We start from the raw sequence: 19,417 nt of genomic DNA on the forward strand, positions 1-19,417 counted from the left end.
GTGAGGTCACGAAGGCGGGACCGGCACGGTTGGGCCGGTCCCGCGAGGGGCTCAGCCCTTGAGCTTGCGGTTCCGCATCGCCAGCAGCCGCAGCCGCAGCGCGTTCAGCTTGATGAAGCCGGCGGCGTCCTTCTGGTCATAGGCGCCCGCATCGTCCTCGAAGGTGACATGGCTCTCGGAGTAGAGAGAGGCCTCGGACCAGCGGCCGACGGTGCGCGCCGACCCCTTGTAAAGCTTCAGCCGGACGGTGCCCGAGACATGCTCCTGGCTCTTGTCGATCAGCGCCTGCAGCATCTCGCGTTCGGGGCTGAACCAGAAGCCGTTATAGATCAGCTCGGCATATTTCGGCATCAGCTCGTCTTTCAGATGCGCCGCGCCGCGGTCGAGCGTGATCTGCTCGATGCCGCGATGGGCCTCCAGCAGGACGGTGCCGCCGGGGGTCTCGTAGATGCCGCGCGACTTCATGCCGACGAAGCGGCCCTCGACCAGATCGAGCCGGCCGATGCCGTGCTTGCCGCCCAGCTCGTTCAGCTTCGTCAGAACGGTGGCAGGCGACATCGCCTCGCCATTGATCGCGACCGCGTCGCCCTTCTCGAAGGTCACTTCGATGTATTCGGGCTCGTTCGGCGCGTCCTCGGGGTTGACCGTGCGCTGATAGACATAGTCGGGCGCGTCCTCGGCGGGGTTTTCGAGAACCTTGCCCTCGGAGGAGGTGTGCAGAAGGTTCGCATCGACCGAGAAGGGGGCCTCGCCGCGCTTGTCCTTGGCAATCGGGATCTGGTTCTGTTCGGCGAAGTCCAGCAGCCTGGTGCGGCTGGTCAGGTTCCATTCGCGCCAGGGGGCGATGACCTTGATATCGGGGTTCAGCGCATAGGCGGCCAGTTCGAAGCGCACCTGGTCGTTGCCCTTGCCGGTGGCGCCATGGGCCACGGCATCGGCGCCGGTCGCCTCGGCGATCTCGATCAGCCGTTTCGAGATCAGCGGACGCGCGATCGAGGTGCCCAGGAGGTACAGCCCCTCATAGACCGCGTTGGCCCGGAACATCGGGAACACGAAGTCGCGGACGAATTCCTCGCGCAGATCCTCGATGAAGATCTCGGAGGCGCCCATCATCTCGGCCTTCTTGCGGGCGGGCTCCAGTTCTTCGCCCTGACCGAGATCGGCGGTGAAGGTGACGACCTCGCAACCATATTCGGTTTGCAGCCATTTCAGGATGATCGAGGTGTCGAGCCCCCCCGAATAGGCCAGGACAACTTTCTTGGGCGCGGATTTCGGCGTGGACATGGAGCCACCTTTCGACTGTCGGACAACGCGCGGCGGATAGCCCTTTTCCGCCGACAGGGCAAGGGAACCCGCGATTTGCGGGCTTCGGCGCCGCTTGCACCCGGCGCCGATCCGCGCCAATGCTGCGCCATGACCGATTTCGCCGAAAAGGCGCGTGCTGCCGAAAAGGCGATGCGCGCGCTGTTCCCGCCCACACCGCTGCAGCACAACCTGCATCTGTCCGAACGCTACAAGGCCGATATCTGGCTCAAGCGTGAAGATCTCAGCCCGGTGCGCTCCTACAAGCTGCGCGGGGCCTTCAACGCCATGCGCAAGGTGCTGGCGGGTGCGCCCGAGGCGCCGGTCTTCGTCTGTGCGAGCGCGGGCAACCATGCCCAGGGCGTGGCCTTTGCCTGCCGCCATTTCGGGGTGCGGGGCGTGATCTTCATGCCGGTGACGACACCCCAGCAGAAGATCGGCAAGACGAGGGTCTTCGGCGGCGACAATATCGAGATCCGGCTGACCGGCGATTATTTCGACGACACGCTGGCCTCGGCCCAGGAGTATTGCCGCGAGGCGGGCGGTCATTTCCTCGCTCCCTTCGACGACGAGGACGTGATCGAGGGCCAGGCTTCGGTCGCGGTCGAGATGATGTCGGTGCTCTATCACACACCCGACATGGTGATCCTGCCGGTGGGCGGCGGCGGTCTTGCGGCCGGCGTGGTGTCGTTCCTGCGCGAGACCGCGCCCGAGATCGGCTTCCGCTTTGTCGAGCCGGTGGGCGGCGCCTCGCTGACTGCGGCGCTGGCCGAGGGCGCGCCGGTGACGCTGCCGAAGGTCGACACCTTCGTCGACGGCGCGGCGGTGGCGCGGATCGGGGCGCGGACCTTCGACCGGCTTCGCGGCATCGATCCGGCCCAGGTGCTCTGCGCGCCCGAGGACCGGATCTGCACCACCATCCTCGAATTGCTGAATGTCGAGGGGATCGTGCTCGAGCCCGCAGGCGCGATGTCGGTCGACGTGTTGCCCCAGCTTGCCGACGAGATCGTGGGCAAGTCGGTGATCTGCGTCACCTCGGGCGGGAATTTCGATTTCGAGCGGCTGCCCGAGGTCAAGGAACGCGCCCAGCGGTTTTCCGGGCTGAAGAAGTATTTCATTCTGCGGATGCCGCAGCGGCCGGGCGCATTGCGCGATTTTCTCGACCTGCTGGGACCGGAGGACGATATTGCCCGCTTCGAGTATCTCAAGAAATCGGCCCGTAATTTCGGCACTGTCCTGATCGGGATCGAAACCGCCGATGCGCGCAACTTCGCCGCGCTTTTCGCGCGCATGGATGCTCAGGGCCTGAGCTATCGCGACATTACCGACGATCCGACGCTGGCCGATTTCCTGATCTGACCGGGGCCGGAAGCTCAGGCGACGTCGCGCCGGATCCAGGCCTTGGCCAGAAGCTCGGCCTTGGCGCTGGCATAGGCCGCAAGCAAAGGGGCCAGATCGATATCTTCGCGTTCCGCGAGCTGATGCTCGACGTCCTGGCAGCGCCTGCAGAAATCCCTGAAGCCGAGATTGAGCGCCGAGCCGCGCACGAAATGCAGGTCGGCCGCGAGATCGGCCGGGGCGCGCCCCGGGTCCAGACGACCGATCACCTCGTCGACCTCTTCGAGGAAAAGCTCCAGCACCTCGGCGAAGGCCTCTTCGCCGACTTCGCAACGCAATTCGTCAACGCGGGTCCAGTTAATCATCTTACTTGCTCCATCGGCGAACCTGCTCCATCGGCTTCTCGTATCCGCCCCGGGCGAAGACGCTGACGAACACGGCTTAACGGCTGCCTGAAACTACCCGGTCAGATTGGTCGAATTCGCGCATTCATGGGGCGTTAAGTCGGCGTCTCTATGAACATGTGCAGATCAGGACGGGGACTCCCGTGAACGCCCAACCAGAGTCACAGCCTCTCGACCCGACCGGGTCCAGCCTCGTCCGGCTGGTGCTTCTGGTCGATGACAGCCGCCTGCAGCGGCGCATTCTGCGCGCTTTGCTGGAACGCTGGGGATATGAGGTCGTCGAATGCGGTTCGGGCGAGGAGGCGCTTGCGATCTGCCGCGAGCGGCCGGTCGACCTGATCATCAGCGACTGGATGATGCCGGGCATGGACGGGCCCGAATTCTGCCGGGCCTTCCGGGCGCTGCCGCGCGAGAGCTACGGCTATTTCATCCTGCTGACCTCGAAATCCGAAACCGTCGAGATGATCCACGGGCTCGATGTCGGGGCCGACGAATTCCTTACCAAGCCGGTCAATGCCAGCGAGCTGCGCGCCCGCATCGCCTCGGGCGAACGCATCCTAAAGGCCGAACATCAGCTGCGCGAGAACAACCGGCAGCTCAGCGATGCGCTGGCCGAGCTGCGCATATTCTATGACGCGCTCGACCGCGATCTGGCCGAGGCGCGCAAGCTGCAGCAATCGCTGGTTCCCGAACGCCACCGCCGGTTCGGCGCCTCCGAAGTGTCGCTGCTGTTGCGGCCCTGCGGCCATGTCGGTGGCGATCTGGTCGGATTCTTTCCCGCCGGTCCCGGCGAGGTCGGGCTGTTTTCGGCCGATGTCTCGGGCCATGGCATCAGCTCGGCCATGCTGACCGCGCGTCTGGCCGGGCTTCTGGGGTCGCGCTCGCCAGACCAGAACATCGCGCTGGAACCTGCGCCTGGCGGGCAGTACCGCGCCCGACCACCCGAGGATGTCGCCGCGCATCTCAACCGTCTGTTCCTCGAGGATATCGAGACCGAGCATTACCTCACGCTTCTGCTGGCCATCGTGGCGCTCGATACCGGACAGATGCGCTTTGTCCAGGCGGGCCACCCGCATCCGGTGCTGTGTCATCCCGATGGCGGCCTCGATTTCATCGGCGAGGGGGGGCTGCCGCTCGGGCTGATCCCGGGCGCCACATTCGAGCGCTGCGAGCTTCGCCTGCGGCCCGGCGACCGGCTGCTGATGGTGTCGGACGGAATCACCGAATGCCCGGCTCCGGACGGGACGCAACTGGGCGATGACGGGCTGCGTCACCTGATCGGGGCCCATGCCGCGGCCCGCGGTCCGGCCTTTCTCGATGCGATCCGCGAGGGGCTGACGGCCTTTGCAGGGCGAAAGGACCTTCCCGATGACGTCTCGGCCGTCCTGTTCGAGTTCGGCTAGCGGACCTGTCCGAGCCAGCGTTGCAGCATCGCCCGGTCGCCGGCATTGCCCAATCGCCGGAGCGCCAGGTCGGGCGGCATCCAGACGGCGCTGTGCCCGGGCTCGCCCGGCGGGCCGAGGGGACGGACGGGACGGCCCAGATAGACCGTGCAGAGCTTCTCGGCCCAGATCTCGTATTCGGGCATGAAGGTGAAACGGCGGAACGCGCCCAGCCTGCGCCGCAGTGAGACCCGCCAGCCGGTTTCCTCGAAGGCTTCGCGATGCAGCGCCTGCATGGACGATTCGCCCGGATCGATACCGCCGCCCGGAAGCTGGTATTCGGGAACCGGCGCCTGTTGGTGGGTCAGCAGCAGCATTCCGTCGCGTTCTAGCAGCGCGTAGGCGCCCGGCCGGAACCTGTAGCGCCGGTCCCTTTGCACCGCCTCGCCGTATCTCCGGATCATCGCCGCCTCTTTGTGCTTGCCTTGCCGCGTCTATATAAGGCGGGTATGCCAAGGCCCAGAGCCCAAGGAAACCCCATGTCCATCGGATCGCAGATCGCCTGGGACGATACCGTCCTGCCATTCCAGCTTGACCGCAGCGATGTTCGCGGACGGGTCGCCCGCCTGGACGGCGTGCTCGACCGCGTGCTGGCGCAACATGACTACCCGCCCGCCATCGAGGCGCTGGTGGCCGAGGCCGCCTTGCTGACCGTGCTGATCGGCCAGACCATCAAGCTGCGCTGGAAGCTCAGCCTGCAGGTGCGCGGCGACGGCCCGGCGCGGCTGATCGCGACGGATTACTACGCGCCCGCCGAAGACGGCGCCCCGGCGCGGATCCGCGCCTATGCCAGTTTCGATCAGGACCGGCTCGATGCCGGGGCCGATCCGTTCTCGCAGATCGGCCAGGGCTATTTCGCCGTGCTGCTCGACCAGGGGGCGGGGATGGTGCCTTATCAGGGGATCACGCCGATTTCCGGGGGCTCGCTTTCGGCCTGCGCAGAGACCTATTTCGCGCAATCCGAACAGCTGCCGACCCGCTTCGCGCTCAGCTTCGGCCGGGCGATGCTGCCCGGCTCGGGCAAGGACGAGCACTGGCGTGCGGGCGGGGTGATGCTGCAGATGATGCCCAGGGCCTCGATCCCGCAGACCCCCGAGGGCGGCAGCGGCGACGAGGGGCTGCTGCAGGCCGAGGACATGCTGGAAGGCGATCAGGCCGAGAACTGGAGCCGCGCGAATATCCTGCTCGACACGGTCGAGGAGATCGAGCTGGTCGGCCCGCGCGTGCATCCGACCGACCTGCTGGTGCGGCTGTTCCACGAGGAGCGGCCCCGCGTCTTCGACCCGCAGCGGGTGCAGTTCGGCTGCACCTGTTCCGAGGACCGGGTGCGGCAGAGCCTGTCGATCTATTCGGCCAAGGATATCGGCCACATGACCACGCCCGAGGGCATCGTCACCGCCGATTGCCAGTTCTGCGGTGCGCATTACGAACTCGACCCGTCGACGCTCGGTTTCGAGGCCGGGAAGGATCCCGATGCCGAATGATCCGCTTGGCGGGCTCGCCGCGGCGCTGGCCCGGCCGGGAGGCGAGACCTCGGATCATGACCTGAACCCCGGTTTCGTCCTGCCCGAGGGCCGGGTGTTGCGCCCGGCAGCGGTGCTGGTGGCGTTCTGGCCCGCACCGGACGGGTCGCGGCTGGTGCTGACCAAGCGCTCGTCCCGGCTCAAGCATCATCCCGGCCAGATCGCCTTCCCCGGCGGCAAGCTCGAGCCGGGTGAGGATGCACCCCGGGCGGCGCTTCGCGAGGCCCGCGAAGAGATCGGCCTGCCCGAGGCAAGCGTCGATATCCTTGGCACGATGCCGCCGCACGAGACCGTGACAGGCTTTACCGTGACCCCGGTTCTGGGCCGGATCGCCGAGGATTTCCCGCGTATCCCCGAGGCGGGCGAGGTCGACGAGGTGTTCGACGTGCCTTTCGCGCATGTCAGCGACCCGGCCCGCTTCTCGATCCAGTACCGGATGTGGCGCGGCCAGCGGCGCTATTACTACACCGTGCCCTACGGCCCCTATTACATCTGGGGCGCGACCGCGCGCATCCTGCGCGCCCTGGCCGAGCGGGTCTCGGCGTGATCCGGGTCTCGGGCGAGGCCTTCTTCGCCGATCACACCCAGGCGGTCTGTGCGCTTCTGACCGGGGCCGGATACCGGGCGCTGTTCGTCGGCGGCTGCGTGCGCAACGCGCTGCTCGGTGCGGCCGTGAGCGATATCGACATCGCCACCGATGCCCGCCCCGGGACGGTGATGGACCTGGCCAGGGCGGCCGGGCTGAAGGCGGTGCCGACGGGGTTCGAGCATGGCACGGTGACGGTTATCGCCGGGCAGGTGCCGCATGAGGTGACGACCTTCCGCCGCGACGTCGAGACCTTCGGGCGCCGGGCGGTGGTGGCCTTTGCCGACAGCCCCGAGGAAGACGCCCATCGCCGCGACTTCACCATGAACGCGCTTTACGCCACGCCTGCGGGCGAGGTGCTGGACCCGCTGGGCGGCATGGCCGATCTGCGGGCGCGGCGGCTGCGCTTCATCGACGATGCCGATGCCCGCATCCGCGAGGATTATCTGCGGATCCTGCGCTTCTTCCGGTTCCATGCCTGGTATGGCGATCCGTCGAATGGGCTCGACGCCGAGGGGCTGGCGGCCTGTGCTGCGAATTCGGCCGGAATAGAGACGCTTTCGCGCGAAAGGCTGGGCGCCGAGCTGAAGAAGCTTCTGGCTGCGCCCGATCCCGGGCCCAGCATTGCGGCGATGGCCGCAGCGGGCGTTCTGGCGCGAAGCCTTCCGGGCGCCGATCCGCGGGCGCTGCCGGTCATGATCCATCTCGAAGCCGGGCTGGGGCTTGGCCCCGATCCGATCCGGCGGCTGGCGGCGCTGGGCGGCGAGGACGTGGCCGGGCGGTTGCGGCTTGGCAAGGCCGAGGCCAGGCGGCTCGGGCGGCTCGCCGAGGGGGCTGCGGCGGGCGAGGGGCCGGCGGTTCTGGCCTATCGGATCGGGTCCGAGGCTGCGCGGGACGCGGTCCTGCTGCGCGCGGCATCGCTGGGAACGGAACTGCCGCCGGGGCTCGGGGACGAGATCGCGCGCGGCGCCCAGGCCCGCTTTCCGGTCGCGGCCGCGGATCTGATGCCGCGGGTGTCCGGCCCCGCGCTGGGACAGATGCTGAAGCGGCTCGAGGCGGAGTGGATCGCGTCGGATTTCCGGCTGGATCGCGCCGCGCTGATCGCCTCGGCCGGGCGCGGCGACTAGGGCCGGGAACATGGTTTCCCGGGAGCGGGGGCGAGGATAGAGTGCGGCGAGTTTCCGCAAGGCTTGATCCCATGTTCCGGTATTTCGAAAACCTGATCGATCCCTATGCGCCCCATGCGCAGACGGACACGCCGCCCAACCGGCTATGGCCGTTCCTGGCGACCTATATGCGGCCCTTCCGCAAGATCTTCGCGGTGGCCGCGGTTCTGTCGCTGCTGAGCGCCTTCGTCGAGATCTGGCTGATCGATGTGATGGGGCGGCTGGTCGACATGCTGTCTTCGGGCGCGCCCGAGCAGGTCTGGCACGAGCATGGCGCGGCGCTGATCGGTCTGGCGCTGTTCATCCTGATCCTCCGGCCTCTGATACAGGCTCTGGACGCGGCGGTGCTGAACAACGCGATCATGCCGAATTTCGGCGCGCTGATCCGCTGGCGGGCGCATTCCCATGTGTTGCGCCAGTCGGTCGGCTGGTTCGAGAACGATTTTGCCGGCCGCATCGCCAACAGGCAGATGCAGACCCCGCCCGCGGCGGGCGAGGCGGTGTTCCAGATCTTCGATGCGATTGCCTATGCACTGGCATATTTCGGCGGCGCGCTGGTGCTGCTGGGTCAGGCCGATCTCCGGCTGATGCTGCCCCTGCTGATCTGGCTGGGGCTTTACGCGGCGCTGGTGCGCTGGACCATGAAGAATGTCGGAGTGGCCTCGAAGGCCGCCTCGGATGCAAGAAGCACCCTGACCGGGCGGGTGGTCGATGCCTATACCAACATCCATTCGGTCAAGATGTTTGCCCATCACGACCGCGAACTGACCTATGCCCGCGAGGCGATCGAAGGGCTGCGCAAGGCCTTCGGGGCCGAGATGCGGATCATCACCACCATGGATGTGGCGCTGGTGGTGCTGAACGGGCTTCTGATCGTCGGGGTCGTCGGCTGGGCCATCGCGCTCTGGATGCAGGGGCAGGCCAGCGTCGGCGTGGTGGCGGCGGCGACGGCTCTGACGCTCCGGCTGAACTCGATGACCGGCTGGATCATGTGGGCGATGTCGAGCTTCTTCCGCTCGCTCGGTGTCGTTGCCGAGGGGATGGAGACCATCGCCCAACCGATCGCGCTGGTCGACGCCCCCGACGCGACCGATCTGGAATTCCGCCAGGGACGGGTCGAGTTCCGGTCTCTGACCCATCATTACGGGCGCGGCACGGGCGGGCTCGACGGGATCGACCTGGCCCTGAGGCCGGGCGAGAAGGTCGGACTTGTGGGCCGCTCGGGGGCCGGGAAAACGACCCTCGTCAAGCTGCTTTTGCGGTTCTACGATTCCGAGGGCGGGCAGATCCTGATCGATGGTCAGGACATTGCCCGCGTCACCCAGGAAAGCCTGCGCCGGCAGATCGGCATGGTCGGTCAGGATGCCAGCCTGATGCATCGTTCGGTGCGCGAGAACATCCTCTATGGCCGTCCCGAGGCCGGCGAGGAAGAGATGATCGCGGCGGCGAAACGGGCCGAGGCGCATGAGTTCATCCTCGATCTGAAGGATCCGGAGGGGCGCCGAGGCTATGACGCCCATGTCGGCGAGCGGGGCGTCAAGCTTTCGGGCGGCCAGCGGCAGCGGGTGGCGCTGGCCCGGGCGATCCTGAAGGACGCGCCGATCCTGGTGCTGGACGAGGCGACCTCCGCGCTCGATTCCGAGGTCGAGGCGGTGATCCAGGAGACGCTTTACCGGGTGATGGAGGGCAAGACCGTGATCGCCATCGCCCACCGGCTGTCGACCATCGCCCATATGGACCGGATCGTGGTGTTGGAGGACGGCCGCATCGCCGAGGATGGCAGCCATTCCGAGTTGCTGGCGAAAGACGGGCTTTACGCGCGGTTCTGGGCGCGGCAATCGGGGGGCTTCATCGGCACGGAGGCGGCGGAATGAGTCATCTGGTGGAACGGCTGTCGCTGCGCGGCGAGGGGCTGACGGCGGACGGTCTGACCGTGGCACTGGCTCTGCCCGGCGAAGAGATCGAGGGCGTGCCCGAGGATGGCCGCATCGCCCGGCCGCGGATCGTGACGCCGGTGGCCGAGCGGGTGCGGCCGCCCTGCCGCCATTTCGCCTCCTGCGGCGGCTGCGCGCTGCAGCACGGCTCGGACGCCTTCGTGGCGGGCTGGAAGACGCAGGTGGTCGACCGGGCGCTGGCCGGGCAGGGGCTCGAGGCGCCGCTGCGGCCGATCCTGACCTCGCCCCCCGCCAGCCGCCGCCGTGCGGTGCTGGCCGGGAGGCGGACCAGGAAGGGCGCGCTGGTCGGCTTTCATGCCCGCGCCTCGGAGGTGCTGGTCGAGATCCCCGACTGTCGTCTGCTGCATTCCGACCTGATGGCGGCTTTCCCTGCCTGCGAGGCCGCGACCGTCCTGGGTGCCTCGCGCAAGGGCGCGCTGGTGATCGCGCTGACCCGTTCGGAAGACGGGGTCGACATGGCGGTGACCGATGCAAAGCCGCTCGATACCGCGCTCCGGATGGATCTGGCGGCGCTTGCCGAGACCCATGATCTGGCGCGGCTGAGTTGGAACGGCGAGCAGCTGGCCGAGCGGCGGCCGCCGCGGCAGGCGATGGGGCGCGCCCATGTGGTGCCGCCCGCGGGCGCCTTCCTGCAGGCGACCGAGGCCGGGCAGGCGGCCTTGACGCAGGCGGTCGGCGCGGCGCTGGGCCAGGTGCGGTCGGTGGCCGATCTGTTCGCGGGCTGCGGCACCTTCGCGCTGCCGCTGGCCGCCACCGCCGAGGTCCATGCGGTCGAGGGATCGGCGCCGATGCTGGCCGCGCTCGACCGTGGCTGGCGCGGCACGCCGGGGCTGAAACGGGTGACGACCGAGGTCCGCGACCTCTTCCGCCGCCCGCTTCTGGCCTCCGAGCTGTCCCGGTTCGAGGCGGTGGCGATCGACCCGCCGCGCGCGGGGGCCGAGGCGCAATGCACCGAGATCGCCGGGTCGGATCTGGCCCGTGTGGCGATGGTGTCGTGCAATCCGGTGACTTTCGCCCGCGATGCGAAAAGGCTCTGTTCCAGCGGATTCCGGATCGACTGGGTGCAGCCGGTCGATCAGTTCCGCTGGTCGGGCCATGTCGAGCTGGTGGCGCAGTTCTCGCGCTGAACCGGCTTTCTGAGCGCGGACGTATCGGCTAGACTATGCCAAAACACCAAGGGCGCGAGCAGACCCACATGATCGACCGACGCGCGTTTCTGACGCTGACCGCCATGGCGGCCCTTGCGGGCTGCAGTTCGAAATTCAAGACCTATGACGGCCCCGAGGTCACCCGTGTCGTGGTGATGAAGGGCCAGCGGATGATGTACCTGCTGCATCACGATCAGGTGCTCAAGGCCTATCCGATTTCGCTGGGATATGCGCCCGCGGGACCGAAACAGGTCGAGGGAGACGGCAAGACGCCCGAGGGGCGCTATCACATCGACCGCCGGAACCCCAACAGCCGGTATCACCTGTCGGTCGGGATCGACTACCCGAACGAGGCCGATATCGAGACCGCGAAGGCGCTGGGCATGAAACCCGGCGGCGATATCTTCATCCATGGCCGGGCGAAGGAAAACCGCCGCCGCAAGGATGACTGGACGGCGGGCTGCATCGCCGTGAGCGACAGCGAGATGGAAGACATCTATGCGATGGTGCGCGACGGGACGGTGATCGACATCTTCCCGTGATCGCGGCGCCGGGACGGCGGGATGAAGGCGGCGGGGCCGTCTCCGCCCCGCCTCGGGACGCCGCGATCAGGCGTCGGACCCGGCTGCCTCGCGCTTGCCGGTGACCAGCGTCCACCAGATCTTGCCGTTCATTTCCTGATAGAAGGCGAAGCCCAGATCGGTCGCCTGCGGATCGAGGATGATGTTCCGGGTATCGGATTCCTCCATCCAGGCGGCCAGCGTCTCGAGCTCGGTCTCGTAGGTTTCCGAGATGTCCTCGCCACGCAGCTGGCCCGGATAGCCCGCCCGCGCCACGCGTTCGAGCGGCGAGGACCCGTCCGAGCCGAAATGCCAGGGCCGGTTCTGCACCGACATGTCGCGCGAATGGGTGGCCGCGGCCGCGTTCAGCCGGGAATCGAGTTCAAGCGGCGCGATCCCGCGCGCCTGGCGCAGCGCGTTGATCGAGTCGAGCATCCGGTACTGGATCTTGCCCTGGTCGGTGCGCGAGATCCGGTAGACCTGCGGCAGAGGCTTTCCATCCGGTCCGATCCGGACCTCGTTTCCGGTCGTGCAGGCAGAGAGCGCTAAGAGAACGGCCACAAGGCCCAGAGCCGATCGTATCATAAGAAAAACCCCAAGAGACGTTCCTTCGGTCTTTAGCGGCTTAGGGGTGTCTGTTCAAACGCTTCGCGCGACGATCCGCCGGTCTTGACGCCGGATTGAATTGCCCAGACCGGAGCGTGACCTTATGGTCGCACCGGACTGCCAGAAATGACGCGACATGCGGAGCGCAAGATGACGACCCGTTCGATCCGCGGCCTCACCCGCCGCAACTTCCTTGCCGGGACGGCCCTGGCCGTAACTGCCGGACCGGCCCTGGCCAATACCACCGAGATGGAACCCGAGCTCACCGACATGGTGCGCCGCAACATCTCGAGCTTCAGGGCCCTCGACTGGCGCCCTTATTTCTCGAGCCTGAACAACGGCGCGATCCTGGTCGACATCAAGTCGCGGGCGCTGCATTTCTGGTCCGAGGACGGCACGATCTACAAGCTGTACCCGACCTCGGTGCCGCTGTCCGAGGACCTGACCCGGCTCGGGCGCACCAGCGTCGTGCGCAAAGTCGAGGGCCCCAGCTGGCGGCCGACCCCGGCGATGAAGCAGCGCAATCCGGAATGGCCGGACTTCGTGCCGCCGGGCCCGGAAAACCCTCTGGGAACGCATGCGCTCTATCTGAGCTGGACCTATTACCGGATCCACGGCACCCATGACACCCGCAAGATCGGGCGGCGTTCGTCGAATGGTTGCATCGGTCTTTTCAACGAGGACATCGCCGAGCTTTTCGGTCTCGCCAAGGTGGGCACTCAGGTGTTGCTAATTTGACGACATCCGCCGATGTCTTGCGGCCAAGCCGTTCCGGCCGATTGCTAAAATCCGGGCCCATCCCTTAAAGAGTAATTACATGTGTAGGATGCCGCGCAGAGAAAAACCACTGCGCTGCTGTTACAGGAGAGACAGATGAAGAAACTCGCCCTCGCCGCCGCCTTTGCCGCGACCGCCTCGACCGCCTTCGCCGGCGGCTATTCCAAGCCCGTGATCGAGCCGGAAGTGATCGTCCAAGACACCTCGTCCTCGGCCCAAGGCGTGCTCGTGCCGCTTCTGGCCCTGATCCTCGTCGCCGCTGTCGCGTCGAACTGAGATCGATCGGTCCGAAAGGACGGGAAAAGGCGGTGGCCGCGTGCCACCGCCTTTTTTCTTTGCCGATTCCGTTGTTCCTGTCCTTGCCCGCCGTCCCTGTTCGGTCGCCGGGCATTCGCGTCCTGACCCGGATGCCGGGTCGCGCGGGCCTCAGTCGGCCCAGCCGCGCAGATTGACCTTCACGATCTCGCTCAGCGCCCGGATATGGGCGTCGTCATCGTTCAGGCAGGGAATATAGGTGAATTTCTCGCCGCCCGCCTCTTCGAAGCTCTCGCAGATCTCCTCGTTGATCTCTTCAAGCGTTTCGATGCAGTCGGCCGAGAAGGCAGGCGCGATCACCGCGATCCGCTTCTTGCCGGATTTTGCCAGCCGCGCCACTTCCTCAACGGTATAGGGCTGCAGCCATTCCTCGGGGCCGAAGCGTGACTGGAAGGTGGTGGTGATGCGGCTGTCATCCCAGCCGAGTCGCTCCTTCAGCAGCCGCGTCGTCTTCAGGCAATGGCAGTGATAGGGGTCGCCCTCGGTCAGATAGCGCTGCGGCACGCCGTGATAGGAACAGACCAGGATGTCGGGTTCGTGCTCGGCCTCGGCATAGGCCCGCTCGACCGAGGCGGCCAGCGCCGAGATGTAATGCGGGTTGTCGAAATAGGTGCTGACGGTGCGCACGTCAGGCTGCCATTTCTCGTCCATCAGCGCCTTGAAGAAGCTGTCGCAGGCTGTGGCCGAGGTGGTGCCGGAATATTGCGGGTAAAGCGGGAAGAACAGGATCTTCTGGCAGCCCTTCTTCAGCATCGAGCGGACCTTGGCCCGAGTCGAGGGATTGCCGTAGCGCATGCAGTAATCGACCACCACGCGGTCGCCATAGGCCGCTTTCAGCTCGGCCTCGAGCTTGGCGGTCTGGGCCTTGGTGATCGTCATCAGCGGGCTTTCGTCGGCCTCGTGATTCCAGATCGACTGGTAGTTCTCGCCCGAGGCGAAGGGACGCTTGGTCAGCACCACCAGTTGCAGGAGCGGCTGCCAGATCCAGGGCGAATAGTCGATCACCCGCTTGTCCGAGAGAAATTCGTTCAGGTAGCGCCGCATCGACCAGTAATCATAGCCGTCCGGGGTGCCGAGATTGGCCAGCAGAACGCCGATCCGCGCGGGGGGAACCGGCGGGTGGTCTTCGGGCCCGTGCAGGGGCCGGGCCTCTGTCAGGCCGGAGGTCGCGGAGCTGGAGCCGCCCTCTTTGGAATCGAACATTTTCTCGGTCCCGGTATCGCTTCTGTCGAGCCTCAAACTCTGAATCCTCCCGGAAATATACGGATTCCAACGCGGGTCAATCGGAACCACCGCCGTTGCGCTCGCCGGTGGCGGGTGCGGTCCGGTTCAGCGCATCGGCCAGGCGCATGCGCGCCGAGCCGGGTTTCAATGCCTGCGGTTGGGTTTCGGCAGGCGCCCACCCGGTAAGGTAGATCATTTCGACGGTCGCGGGGATGCGGCCATCCGGCATGGTATGGAATTCCGCATAGCGCCGGGCGGCTTCTGCGAACAGAGCGCGCGGTGCGGCACGACGGTGGCGCGCGGCCAGGGCATTGGTCTCTCCCATCGCGCGAAGATCGCGCATCAGGTGATAGGCGGTTTTGTAAGTAACTGACATCTCTACGCAATCCGCCACGGGAAGGGCAAGGCCCGCGCGTTGCAGAAGGGCGCCCAGATCGCGGATCTCGGCCATCGGCAGCACCCGGGGCGAAAGCCCGCCCAGCGTTGCCGACTCGGCCTCGGCCAGGGCCCTGCGCAGCTCCTGCAGGCTGTTGCCGCCGAACAGAACTCCGAGGAACAACCCGTCGGGCTTCAGCGCACGGCGGCACTGGATCAGCTGGCCGACCGGATCATTGGCCCAGTGCAGGGCCAGGGCATGGATCACGAGATCGTGCGCGCCGGGGGCCAGATCGAGCGTCTCTTCGGCCGGAACGACACGTGCCCCGGGCAGGTGCCCCTGCCAGGCTTCGGCGAAAGGCGTGACCACGGCAGGGGCCGTAAAGGTTCTGTTAACCTCGATCAGCCTCTCCTTGATCTCGTCGGCCGCCGCCTCGTGCAGGAACAGGGCGGGCCCCGCCTTCAGGGCCCGGGCGCGGTGTAGCGCAAGGGCGTGGCGGTCGGTCAGGTCGGGCGGTCGGGTCATCTGGGCTCCGGCGGGTTGCCCGGCGCTATGTAGGGGACCGGGACGATGTTGCAAAGCGCGATGCGACTCATCTACCCGCCGCGCTGTGTGGCCTGCGGCGAGCCGGTCGAGCGCGACCACGCGCTTTGCGCCCGCTGCTGGGGCGAGCTCGACTTCGTGACCGGGCTGGTCTGCGACGCCTGCGGGCTGCCTTTGCCCGGCGAGGAGGCGGAGGAGCCGGTCTGGTGCGATGACTGCCTGTCCGCGCCCCGGCCCTGGGCGCGGGGGCGGGCGGCATTGTTGTATCGCGGCCGGGCGCGCGGGCTGGTGCTGGCCTTCAAGCATGGCGACCGGACCGATCTGGCGCGGGCGGCGGCGGGCTGGATGCTGCGCGCCGGGCGGCCGATCCTCGTTCCGGGGATGCTGGTCGCGCCGGTGCCGCTGCATCGCTGGCGGCTTCTGCGGCGGCGCTACAACCAGTCGGCGCTGCTGTCGCAAGGCGTGGCCGAGGGCGCCGGGGCCGAGCATTGCCCCGACCTGCTGGTCCGGCTGCGGGCCACCCGCCCTCAGGAAGGCATGACAGCCGAGGCCCGTGCCGCCAATCAGGCCGGAGCGATCGCGGTCGGGCCGCGCCATCGCGGCAGGCTTCATGGCCGGACGGTGTTGCTGATCGACGACGTGATGACCTCGGGCGCGACGCTTGGTGCCGCGGCCGCGGCCTGTCTGGCCTCCGGCGCCGCCGAGGTGCGGGTGCTGGTTCTGGCCCGCGTTGCGAAAGCCGACTGAAAACCTATAGTCTCGCCAAAACCTCAGGAGCCCTCATGCAAACGGTTGAAATCTACACGACGTCCAGTTGCGGCTACTGCCATGCCGCCAAGCGGCTGCTCGACGGCAAGGGCGTGTCCTATGCCGAAATCGACGTGACCGCCGATCCGGGCCTGCGCCAGCAGATGATGGAGCGGGCCGATGGCGGCCATACCGTGCCGCAGATCTTCATCGGCGGGACCCATGTCGGCGGCTGCGACGATCTTTATGACCTTGACCGGGCGGGAGACCTCGACCGCCTGCTGGCGGGATAGGGCGATGCGCGCGGCGCTGATCCAGATGACCTCCTCGGACCTGCCGGAGGAGAATATCGGCCAGGTGCGCGAGCTGGTGCGCGAGGCGGCGGCGGGCGATGCCCGCTTCGTCCTGACCCCAGAGGTGACCAACTGCCTCTCGACCAGCCGGGACTGGCAGCGGGACGTGCTGACGGAAGAGGCCGCGGATCCGACCCTGGCGGCGTTGCGGCACGAGGCCGCGTCGCTCGGGATCTGGCTGCTGATCGGCTCGATCGGGTTGAAGACGACGGACGGGGATGGCCGCTTTGCCAACCGCTCGGTCCTGATCGAGCCGGGCGGCGGCATCGTCGCCCGCTATGACAAGATCCACATGTTCGATGTCGAGATCAGCGAGACCGAGACCTTCCGCGAATCCGACGGCTACCGGCCGGGCACGCGCGCGGTCGTGGCGCCGACGCCGTTCGGCGCGGTCGGCATGGCGATCTGCTATGACCTGCGCTTTGCGCATCTGTTCCGGGCGATGGCCAAGGCGGGCGCCGAGATCCTGACCGTGCCCGCCGCCTTCTCGCCGGTGACGGGGGCTGCCCATTGGGAGCCGCTCCTGCGCGCCCGTGCCATCGAGACCGGCTGCTATGTGCTGGCGCCGGCGCAATGCGGGCTGCATCCGGCCTCGGAAGGCCAGCCGCGGCGAACCCATGGCCACAGCCTGGCGGTGGCGCCCTGGGGCGAGGTTCTGGCCGATGGCGGCGAGGCACCGGGCATCGTCTATGTCGAGCTTGACCGCGAGGAGGTCGCCCGGGCGCGGGCGCGGGTGCCCTCGATCTTCCACGACCGGGATTTCGAGGGGCCGTGACCGAGATCAGCGAGAGCCTGGTCGTGACGCTCTTCAGCGAGATCTTCATGGCCGATCAGCTGGCACGGAACCGGATTTCGAAGGCCCTGCCCAAGGGCATGGAGATCAGTCACTTTTCCGTGCTGAACCATCTGGCGCGGCTGAACGAAGAGCGCAGCCCGGCGCAGCTCGCGGCCGCCTTCCATGTCACCCGGGGCGCGATGACCAACACGCTGGGCCGGCTGGAATGGGCGGGGCATGTGCATATCCGGCCCGACTGGGACGATGCGCGGCGCAAGATGGTCTCGATCAGCCCCTCGGGACGTGCGGCGCGCGAGGCCGCGATCCAGGCGGTTGCACCGGTCCTGGCCGAGGCGGTGGCCGATATCGGCGAGGACCGGCTGAAGGCGGCGCTGACGGTCTTGCGTATGCTTCGCCAGAAGCTGGAAGGCTAGGGGGGGCCGGGTCGGTCCCCCCCAAAAAAAGGCGTCAGGCCGGTTTGCGGGCGGCGGTAACGTAGTTTACCGACAGGTCGCGGCTCGAGATCGACCAGTCCCAGGTCAGCGGATTGAACACGAAGCCGCTGCGGTCCAGCAGTTTCAGCCCGGACTGCTCCAGCAGGCCGCACAGCTCGTCCGGGGTGATGAACTTCTGGTATTCATGGGTGCCCTTCGGCAGCCAGCGCATCACGTATTCGGCGCCCAGGATGGTCATCACGAAGGCCTTGGGGTTGCGGTTGATGGTCGAGCACAGATGCAGCCCGCCCGGTTTCAGAAGTGTGCGGCAGGCGGTCAGATAGGCCAGCGGATCGGCCACATGCTCGACCACCTCCATGTTCAGGACCACGTCGAACTGCTCGCCGGCCTCGGCCAGCGCCTCGGCGGTGGTGTGGCGGTAATCGATCTCGAGCCCCGACTGTTCGGCATGGATCCGCGCCACCGGGATGTTGCGCTCGGCAGCATCGGCGCCCACGACCTCGGCGCCGAGACGCGCCATGGGCTCGGACAGCAGCCCGCCGCCGCAGCCGATATCGAGCAGCCTGAGCCCCGTGAAGGGCGCCTCGGCGCTCAGGTCGCGGTCGAATTCCGCTGCAATCTGGCGCGTGATGTAGTCCAGCCGGCAGGGGTTCAGCATGTGCAGCGGCTTGAATTTGCCGGTCGGGTCCCACCATTCGGCGGCCATGGCCTCGAATTTTGCGACTTCGGAAGGGTCGACGGTTGTCTCTGCTGCTTGCATCGCGGGCTCCGTTCCTGTCTTCTGTCTGCACCCCCCTCGGGGGCCGGTTTTCGAGAGTTATATAGACGGGTCATGGACAAATCCGCAGGCCAAAAGCGCGCATCGCAGCATCTTTATCCGCCGATCGACCCGTTCGATCAGCGCATGCTGGATGTCGGCGACGGCCACCGGATCTATGTCGAGCAATGCGGGCATCCGCAGGGCATTCCGGTGATCGTGCTGCATGGCGGGCCGGGCGGCGGCTGCAGCCCGGCGATGCGGCGCTATTTCGACCCGACGGAATACCGGATCGTGCTGTTCGACCAGCGCGGCTGCGGCCGGTCGCGGCCCCATGCCTGTGTCGAGAACAACACCACCTGGCATCTGATCGCCGATATCGAGCAGATCCGCGAGACGCTGGGCATCGACCGCTGGGTCCTGTTCGGCGGAAGCTGGGGCGCGACGCTGGCGCTGGCCTATGCCGAAACCCATCCCGAACGGGTCGCCTACATGGCGCTGCGCGGGGTCTTCCTGATGACCGGGGCCGAGCTCGACTGGTTCTATGGCGGCGGTGCCGGGCAGTTCTGGCCCGATCTCTGGGCCCGCTTCTCGGCGCCGATCCCGGCCGACGAGCGGTCCGACATGATCGCGGCCTATCACCGGCGACTGTTTTCCGGGGATCTGCTGACCGAGACCCGCCATGCCCGGGCCTGGTCTGCCTGGGAGAACGCGCTGGCCGCGATCGGGCATGAGGGCCCGGCCGGAGAGGCGCCCGCCGATTACGCCCGCGCCTTCGCCCGGCTTGAGAACCACTATTTCATGAATCGCGGTTTTCTCGAGCGCGACGGTCAGCTCATCGACGATGTGTCGCGGATCTCGCATGTGCCCGCGACCATCGTGCAGGGCCGCTATGACATGGTCTGCCCGCCGGTCTCGGCCTTTCGGCTGGCCGAGCGCTGGGACCGGGCCGAGCTGAAGATGGTTCCGATGGCCGGGCATGCCCTGTCCGAGCCGGGAATCAGTGCCGAGCTGGTGCGCACCATGCGCACCGTCCAGCGTCACGCCGTGGCGCTGGGGTTCTAG

22 protein-coding genes are annotated in these 19,417 nt (G+C 67.2%); 15 read left to right on the forward strand and 7 right to left on the reverse strand.

Annotated features, from left to right (window positions below; translation table 11 throughout):
* Nucleotides 1–51: 51 nt before the first annotated feature.
* The gene (locus B5V46_RS00475; protein ID WP_080614770.1) at nt 52–1,284 is read right to left on the reverse strand and encodes an argininosuccinate synthase; all 1,233 of its coding nucleotides are present in this window, start codon (nt 1,282–1,284) and stop codon (nt 52–54) included.
* A 129-nt stretch (nt 1,285–1,413) separates the two neighbouring features.
* Here B5V46_RS00475 and ilvA point away from each other — a divergent pair, with 129 nt between their 5' ends.
* Nucleotides 1,414–2,661, forward strand: a complete 1,248-nt coding sequence (gene ilvA, locus B5V46_RS00480) for a threonine ammonia-lyase IlvA (protein ID WP_080617884.1) — start codon at nt 1,414–1,416, stop codon at nt 2,659–2,661.
* A gap of 14 nt (nt 2,662–2,675) precedes the next feature.
* On the opposite strand, the gene B5V46_RS00485 is transcribed toward ilvA, so the two are convergent.
* The gene (locus tag B5V46_RS00485; protein ID WP_080614771.1) at nt 2,676–3,005 is read right to left on the reverse strand and encodes an Hpt domain-containing protein; all 330 of its coding nucleotides are present in this window, start codon (nt 3,003–3,005) and stop codon (nt 2,676–2,678) included.
* Between the two features lie 182 nt (nt 3,006–3,187).
* On the opposite strand from B5V46_RS00485, the gene B5V46_RS00490 reads away from it, so the two are divergent.
* On the forward strand, nt 3,188–4,447 hold the full coding sequence (locus B5V46_RS00490; RefSeq protein WP_231119181.1) for a PP2C family protein-serine/threonine phosphatase: 1,260 nt from the start codon (nt 3,188–3,190) through the stop codon (nt 4,445–4,447).
* Here B5V46_RS00490 and B5V46_RS00495 read toward each other — a convergent pair.
* Nucleotides 4,444–4,890 (reverse strand): NUDIX hydrolase, encoded by a 447-nt coding sequence (locus tag B5V46_RS00495; protein ID WP_080614772.1) that lies wholly within the window; start codon nt 4,888–4,890, stop codon nt 4,444–4,446. The two genes, B5V46_RS00490 and B5V46_RS00495, sit on opposite strands and share 4 nt — an antisense overlap.
* 75 nt (nt 4,891–4,965) lie before the next feature.
* Between B5V46_RS00495 and B5V46_RS00500 the strand changes: the two genes are divergently transcribed.
* The 6 genes from B5V46_RS00500 (at nt 4,966) to B5V46_RS00525 (ending at nt 11,406) form a co-directional block, all read left to right on the forward strand.
* Entirely contained in the window at nt 4,966–5,970 is a 1,005-nt protein-coding gene (locus tag B5V46_RS00500; RefSeq protein WP_080614773.1) for an Hsp33 family molecular chaperone HslO, read from the forward strand.
* Nucleotides 5,960–6,556 (forward strand): CoA pyrophosphatase, encoded by a 597-nt coding sequence (locus tag B5V46_RS00505; RefSeq protein WP_080614774.1) that lies wholly within the window; start codon nt 5,960–5,962, stop codon nt 6,554–6,556. Before B5V46_RS00500 ends, B5V46_RS00505 begins: the two co-directional genes overlap by 11 nt.
* On the forward strand, nt 6,556–7,722 hold the full coding sequence (locus B5V46_RS00510) for a CCA tRNA nucleotidyltransferase (RefSeq protein WP_080617886.1): 1,167 nt from the start codon (nt 6,556–6,558) through the stop codon (nt 7,720–7,722). The genes B5V46_RS00505 and B5V46_RS00510 overlap by 1 nt, the downstream gene beginning before the upstream one ends.
* A gap of 71 nt (nt 7,723–7,793) precedes the next feature.
* Nucleotides 7,794–9,635, forward strand: coding sequence for an ABC transporter ATP-binding protein (locus B5V46_RS00515; RefSeq protein ID WP_080614775.1), 1,842 nt, complete (start codon nt 7,794–7,796; stop codon nt 9,633–9,635).
* Nucleotides 9,632–10,843, forward strand: a complete 1,212-nt coding sequence (locus B5V46_RS00520; RefSeq protein WP_080614776.1) for a class I SAM-dependent RNA methyltransferase — start codon at nt 9,632–9,634, stop codon at nt 10,841–10,843. The genes B5V46_RS00515 and B5V46_RS00520 overlap by 4 nt, the downstream gene beginning before the upstream one ends.
* A 68-nt stretch (nt 10,844–10,911) precedes the next feature.
* Nucleotides 10,912–11,406 (forward strand): murein L,D-transpeptidase family protein, encoded by a 495-nt coding sequence (locus tag B5V46_RS00525; protein ID WP_155773873.1) that lies wholly within the window; start codon nt 10,912–10,914, stop codon nt 11,404–11,406.
* A gap of 66 nt (nt 11,407–11,472) precedes the next feature.
* On the opposite strand, the gene B5V46_RS00530 is transcribed toward B5V46_RS00525, so the two are convergent.
* Nucleotides 11,473–12,009 (reverse strand): CAP domain-containing protein, encoded by a 537-nt coding sequence (locus B5V46_RS00530; RefSeq protein ID WP_080614777.1) that lies wholly within the window; start codon nt 12,007–12,009, stop codon nt 11,473–11,475.
* A 171-nt stretch (nt 12,010–12,180) separates the two neighbouring features.
* Here B5V46_RS00530 and B5V46_RS00535 point away from each other — a divergent pair, with 171 nt between their 5' ends.
* Complete coding sequence (locus B5V46_RS00535) at nt 12,181–12,768, forward strand: L,D-transpeptidase (RefSeq protein ID WP_080617888.1); 588 nt, start codon at nt 12,181–12,183, stop codon at nt 12,766–12,768.
* 135 nt (nt 12,769–12,903) lie between these two features.
* A complete protein-coding gene (locus tag B5V46_RS00540) occupies nt 12,904–13,083 on the forward strand; it encodes a hypothetical protein (protein WP_080614778.1) in 180 nt (59 codons plus the stop codon).
* A gap of 150 nt (nt 13,084–13,233) precedes the next feature.
* Here B5V46_RS00540 and hemH read toward each other — a convergent pair whose 3' ends face one another.
* The gene (gene hemH / locus B5V46_RS00545) at nt 13,234–14,325 is read right to left on the reverse strand and encodes a ferrochelatase (RefSeq protein ID WP_196774300.1); all 1,092 of its coding nucleotides are present in this window, start codon (nt 14,323–14,325) and stop codon (nt 13,234–13,236) included.
* 76 nt (nt 14,326–14,401) lie between these two features.
* The gene (locus B5V46_RS00550) at nt 14,402–15,247 is read right to left on the reverse strand and encodes a methyltransferase domain-containing protein (protein WP_080614779.1); all 846 of its coding nucleotides are present in this window, start codon (nt 15,245–15,247) and stop codon (nt 14,402–14,404) included.
* A gap of 60 nt (nt 15,248–15,307) precedes the next feature.
* Here B5V46_RS00550 and B5V46_RS00555 point away from each other — a divergent pair, with 60 nt between their 5' ends.
* The 4 genes from B5V46_RS00555 to B5V46_RS00570 are packed head-to-tail and all read left to right on the forward strand — an operon-like array spanning nt 15,308 to nt 17,574.
* Nucleotides 15,308–16,012 (forward strand): double zinc ribbon domain-containing protein, encoded by a 705-nt coding sequence (locus B5V46_RS00555; RefSeq protein WP_231119182.1) that lies wholly within the window; start codon nt 15,308–15,310, stop codon nt 16,010–16,012.
* A 35-nt stretch (nt 16,013–16,047) separates the two neighbouring features.
* Nucleotides 16,048–16,305 carry a glutaredoxin 3 gene (gene grxC / locus B5V46_RS00560; RefSeq protein ID WP_080614781.1) on the forward strand — a complete coding sequence of 86 codons (258 nt, stop codon included), beginning with the start codon at nt 16,048–16,050 and terminating at the stop codon, nt 16,303–16,305.
* Nucleotides 16,306–16,309: 4 nt separating this feature from the next.
* Entirely contained in the window at nt 16,310–17,140 is an 831-nt protein-coding gene (locus tag B5V46_RS00565) for a carbon-nitrogen hydrolase family protein (protein WP_080614782.1), read from the forward strand.
* Nucleotides 17,141–17,187: 47 nt separating this feature from the next.
* Complete coding sequence (locus B5V46_RS00570) at nt 17,188–17,574, forward strand: MarR family winged helix-turn-helix transcriptional regulator (RefSeq protein ID WP_369822849.1); 387 nt, start codon at nt 17,188–17,190, stop codon at nt 17,572–17,574.
* A 34-nt stretch (nt 17,575–17,608) separates the two neighbouring features.
* On the opposite strand, the gene ubiG is transcribed toward B5V46_RS00570, so the two are convergent.
* Nucleotides 17,609–18,355, reverse strand: a complete 747-nt coding sequence (gene ubiG, locus B5V46_RS00575; RefSeq protein ID WP_080614784.1) for a bifunctional 2-polyprenyl-6-hydroxyphenol methylase/3-demethylubiquinol 3-O-methyltransferase UbiG — start codon at nt 18,353–18,355, stop codon at nt 17,609–17,611.
* 72 nt (nt 18,356–18,427) lie between these two features.
* Here ubiG and pip point away from each other — a divergent pair, with 72 nt between their 5' ends.
* Entirely contained in the window at nt 18,428–19,417 is a 990-nt protein-coding gene (pip, locus tag B5V46_RS00580) for a prolyl aminopeptidase (protein WP_080614785.1), read from the forward strand.

Source organism: Rhodovulum sp. MB263 (genome assembly GCF_002073975.1).
Classification (GTDB): Bacteria; Pseudomonadota; Alphaproteobacteria; order Rhodobacterales; family Rhodobacteraceae; genus Rhodovulum.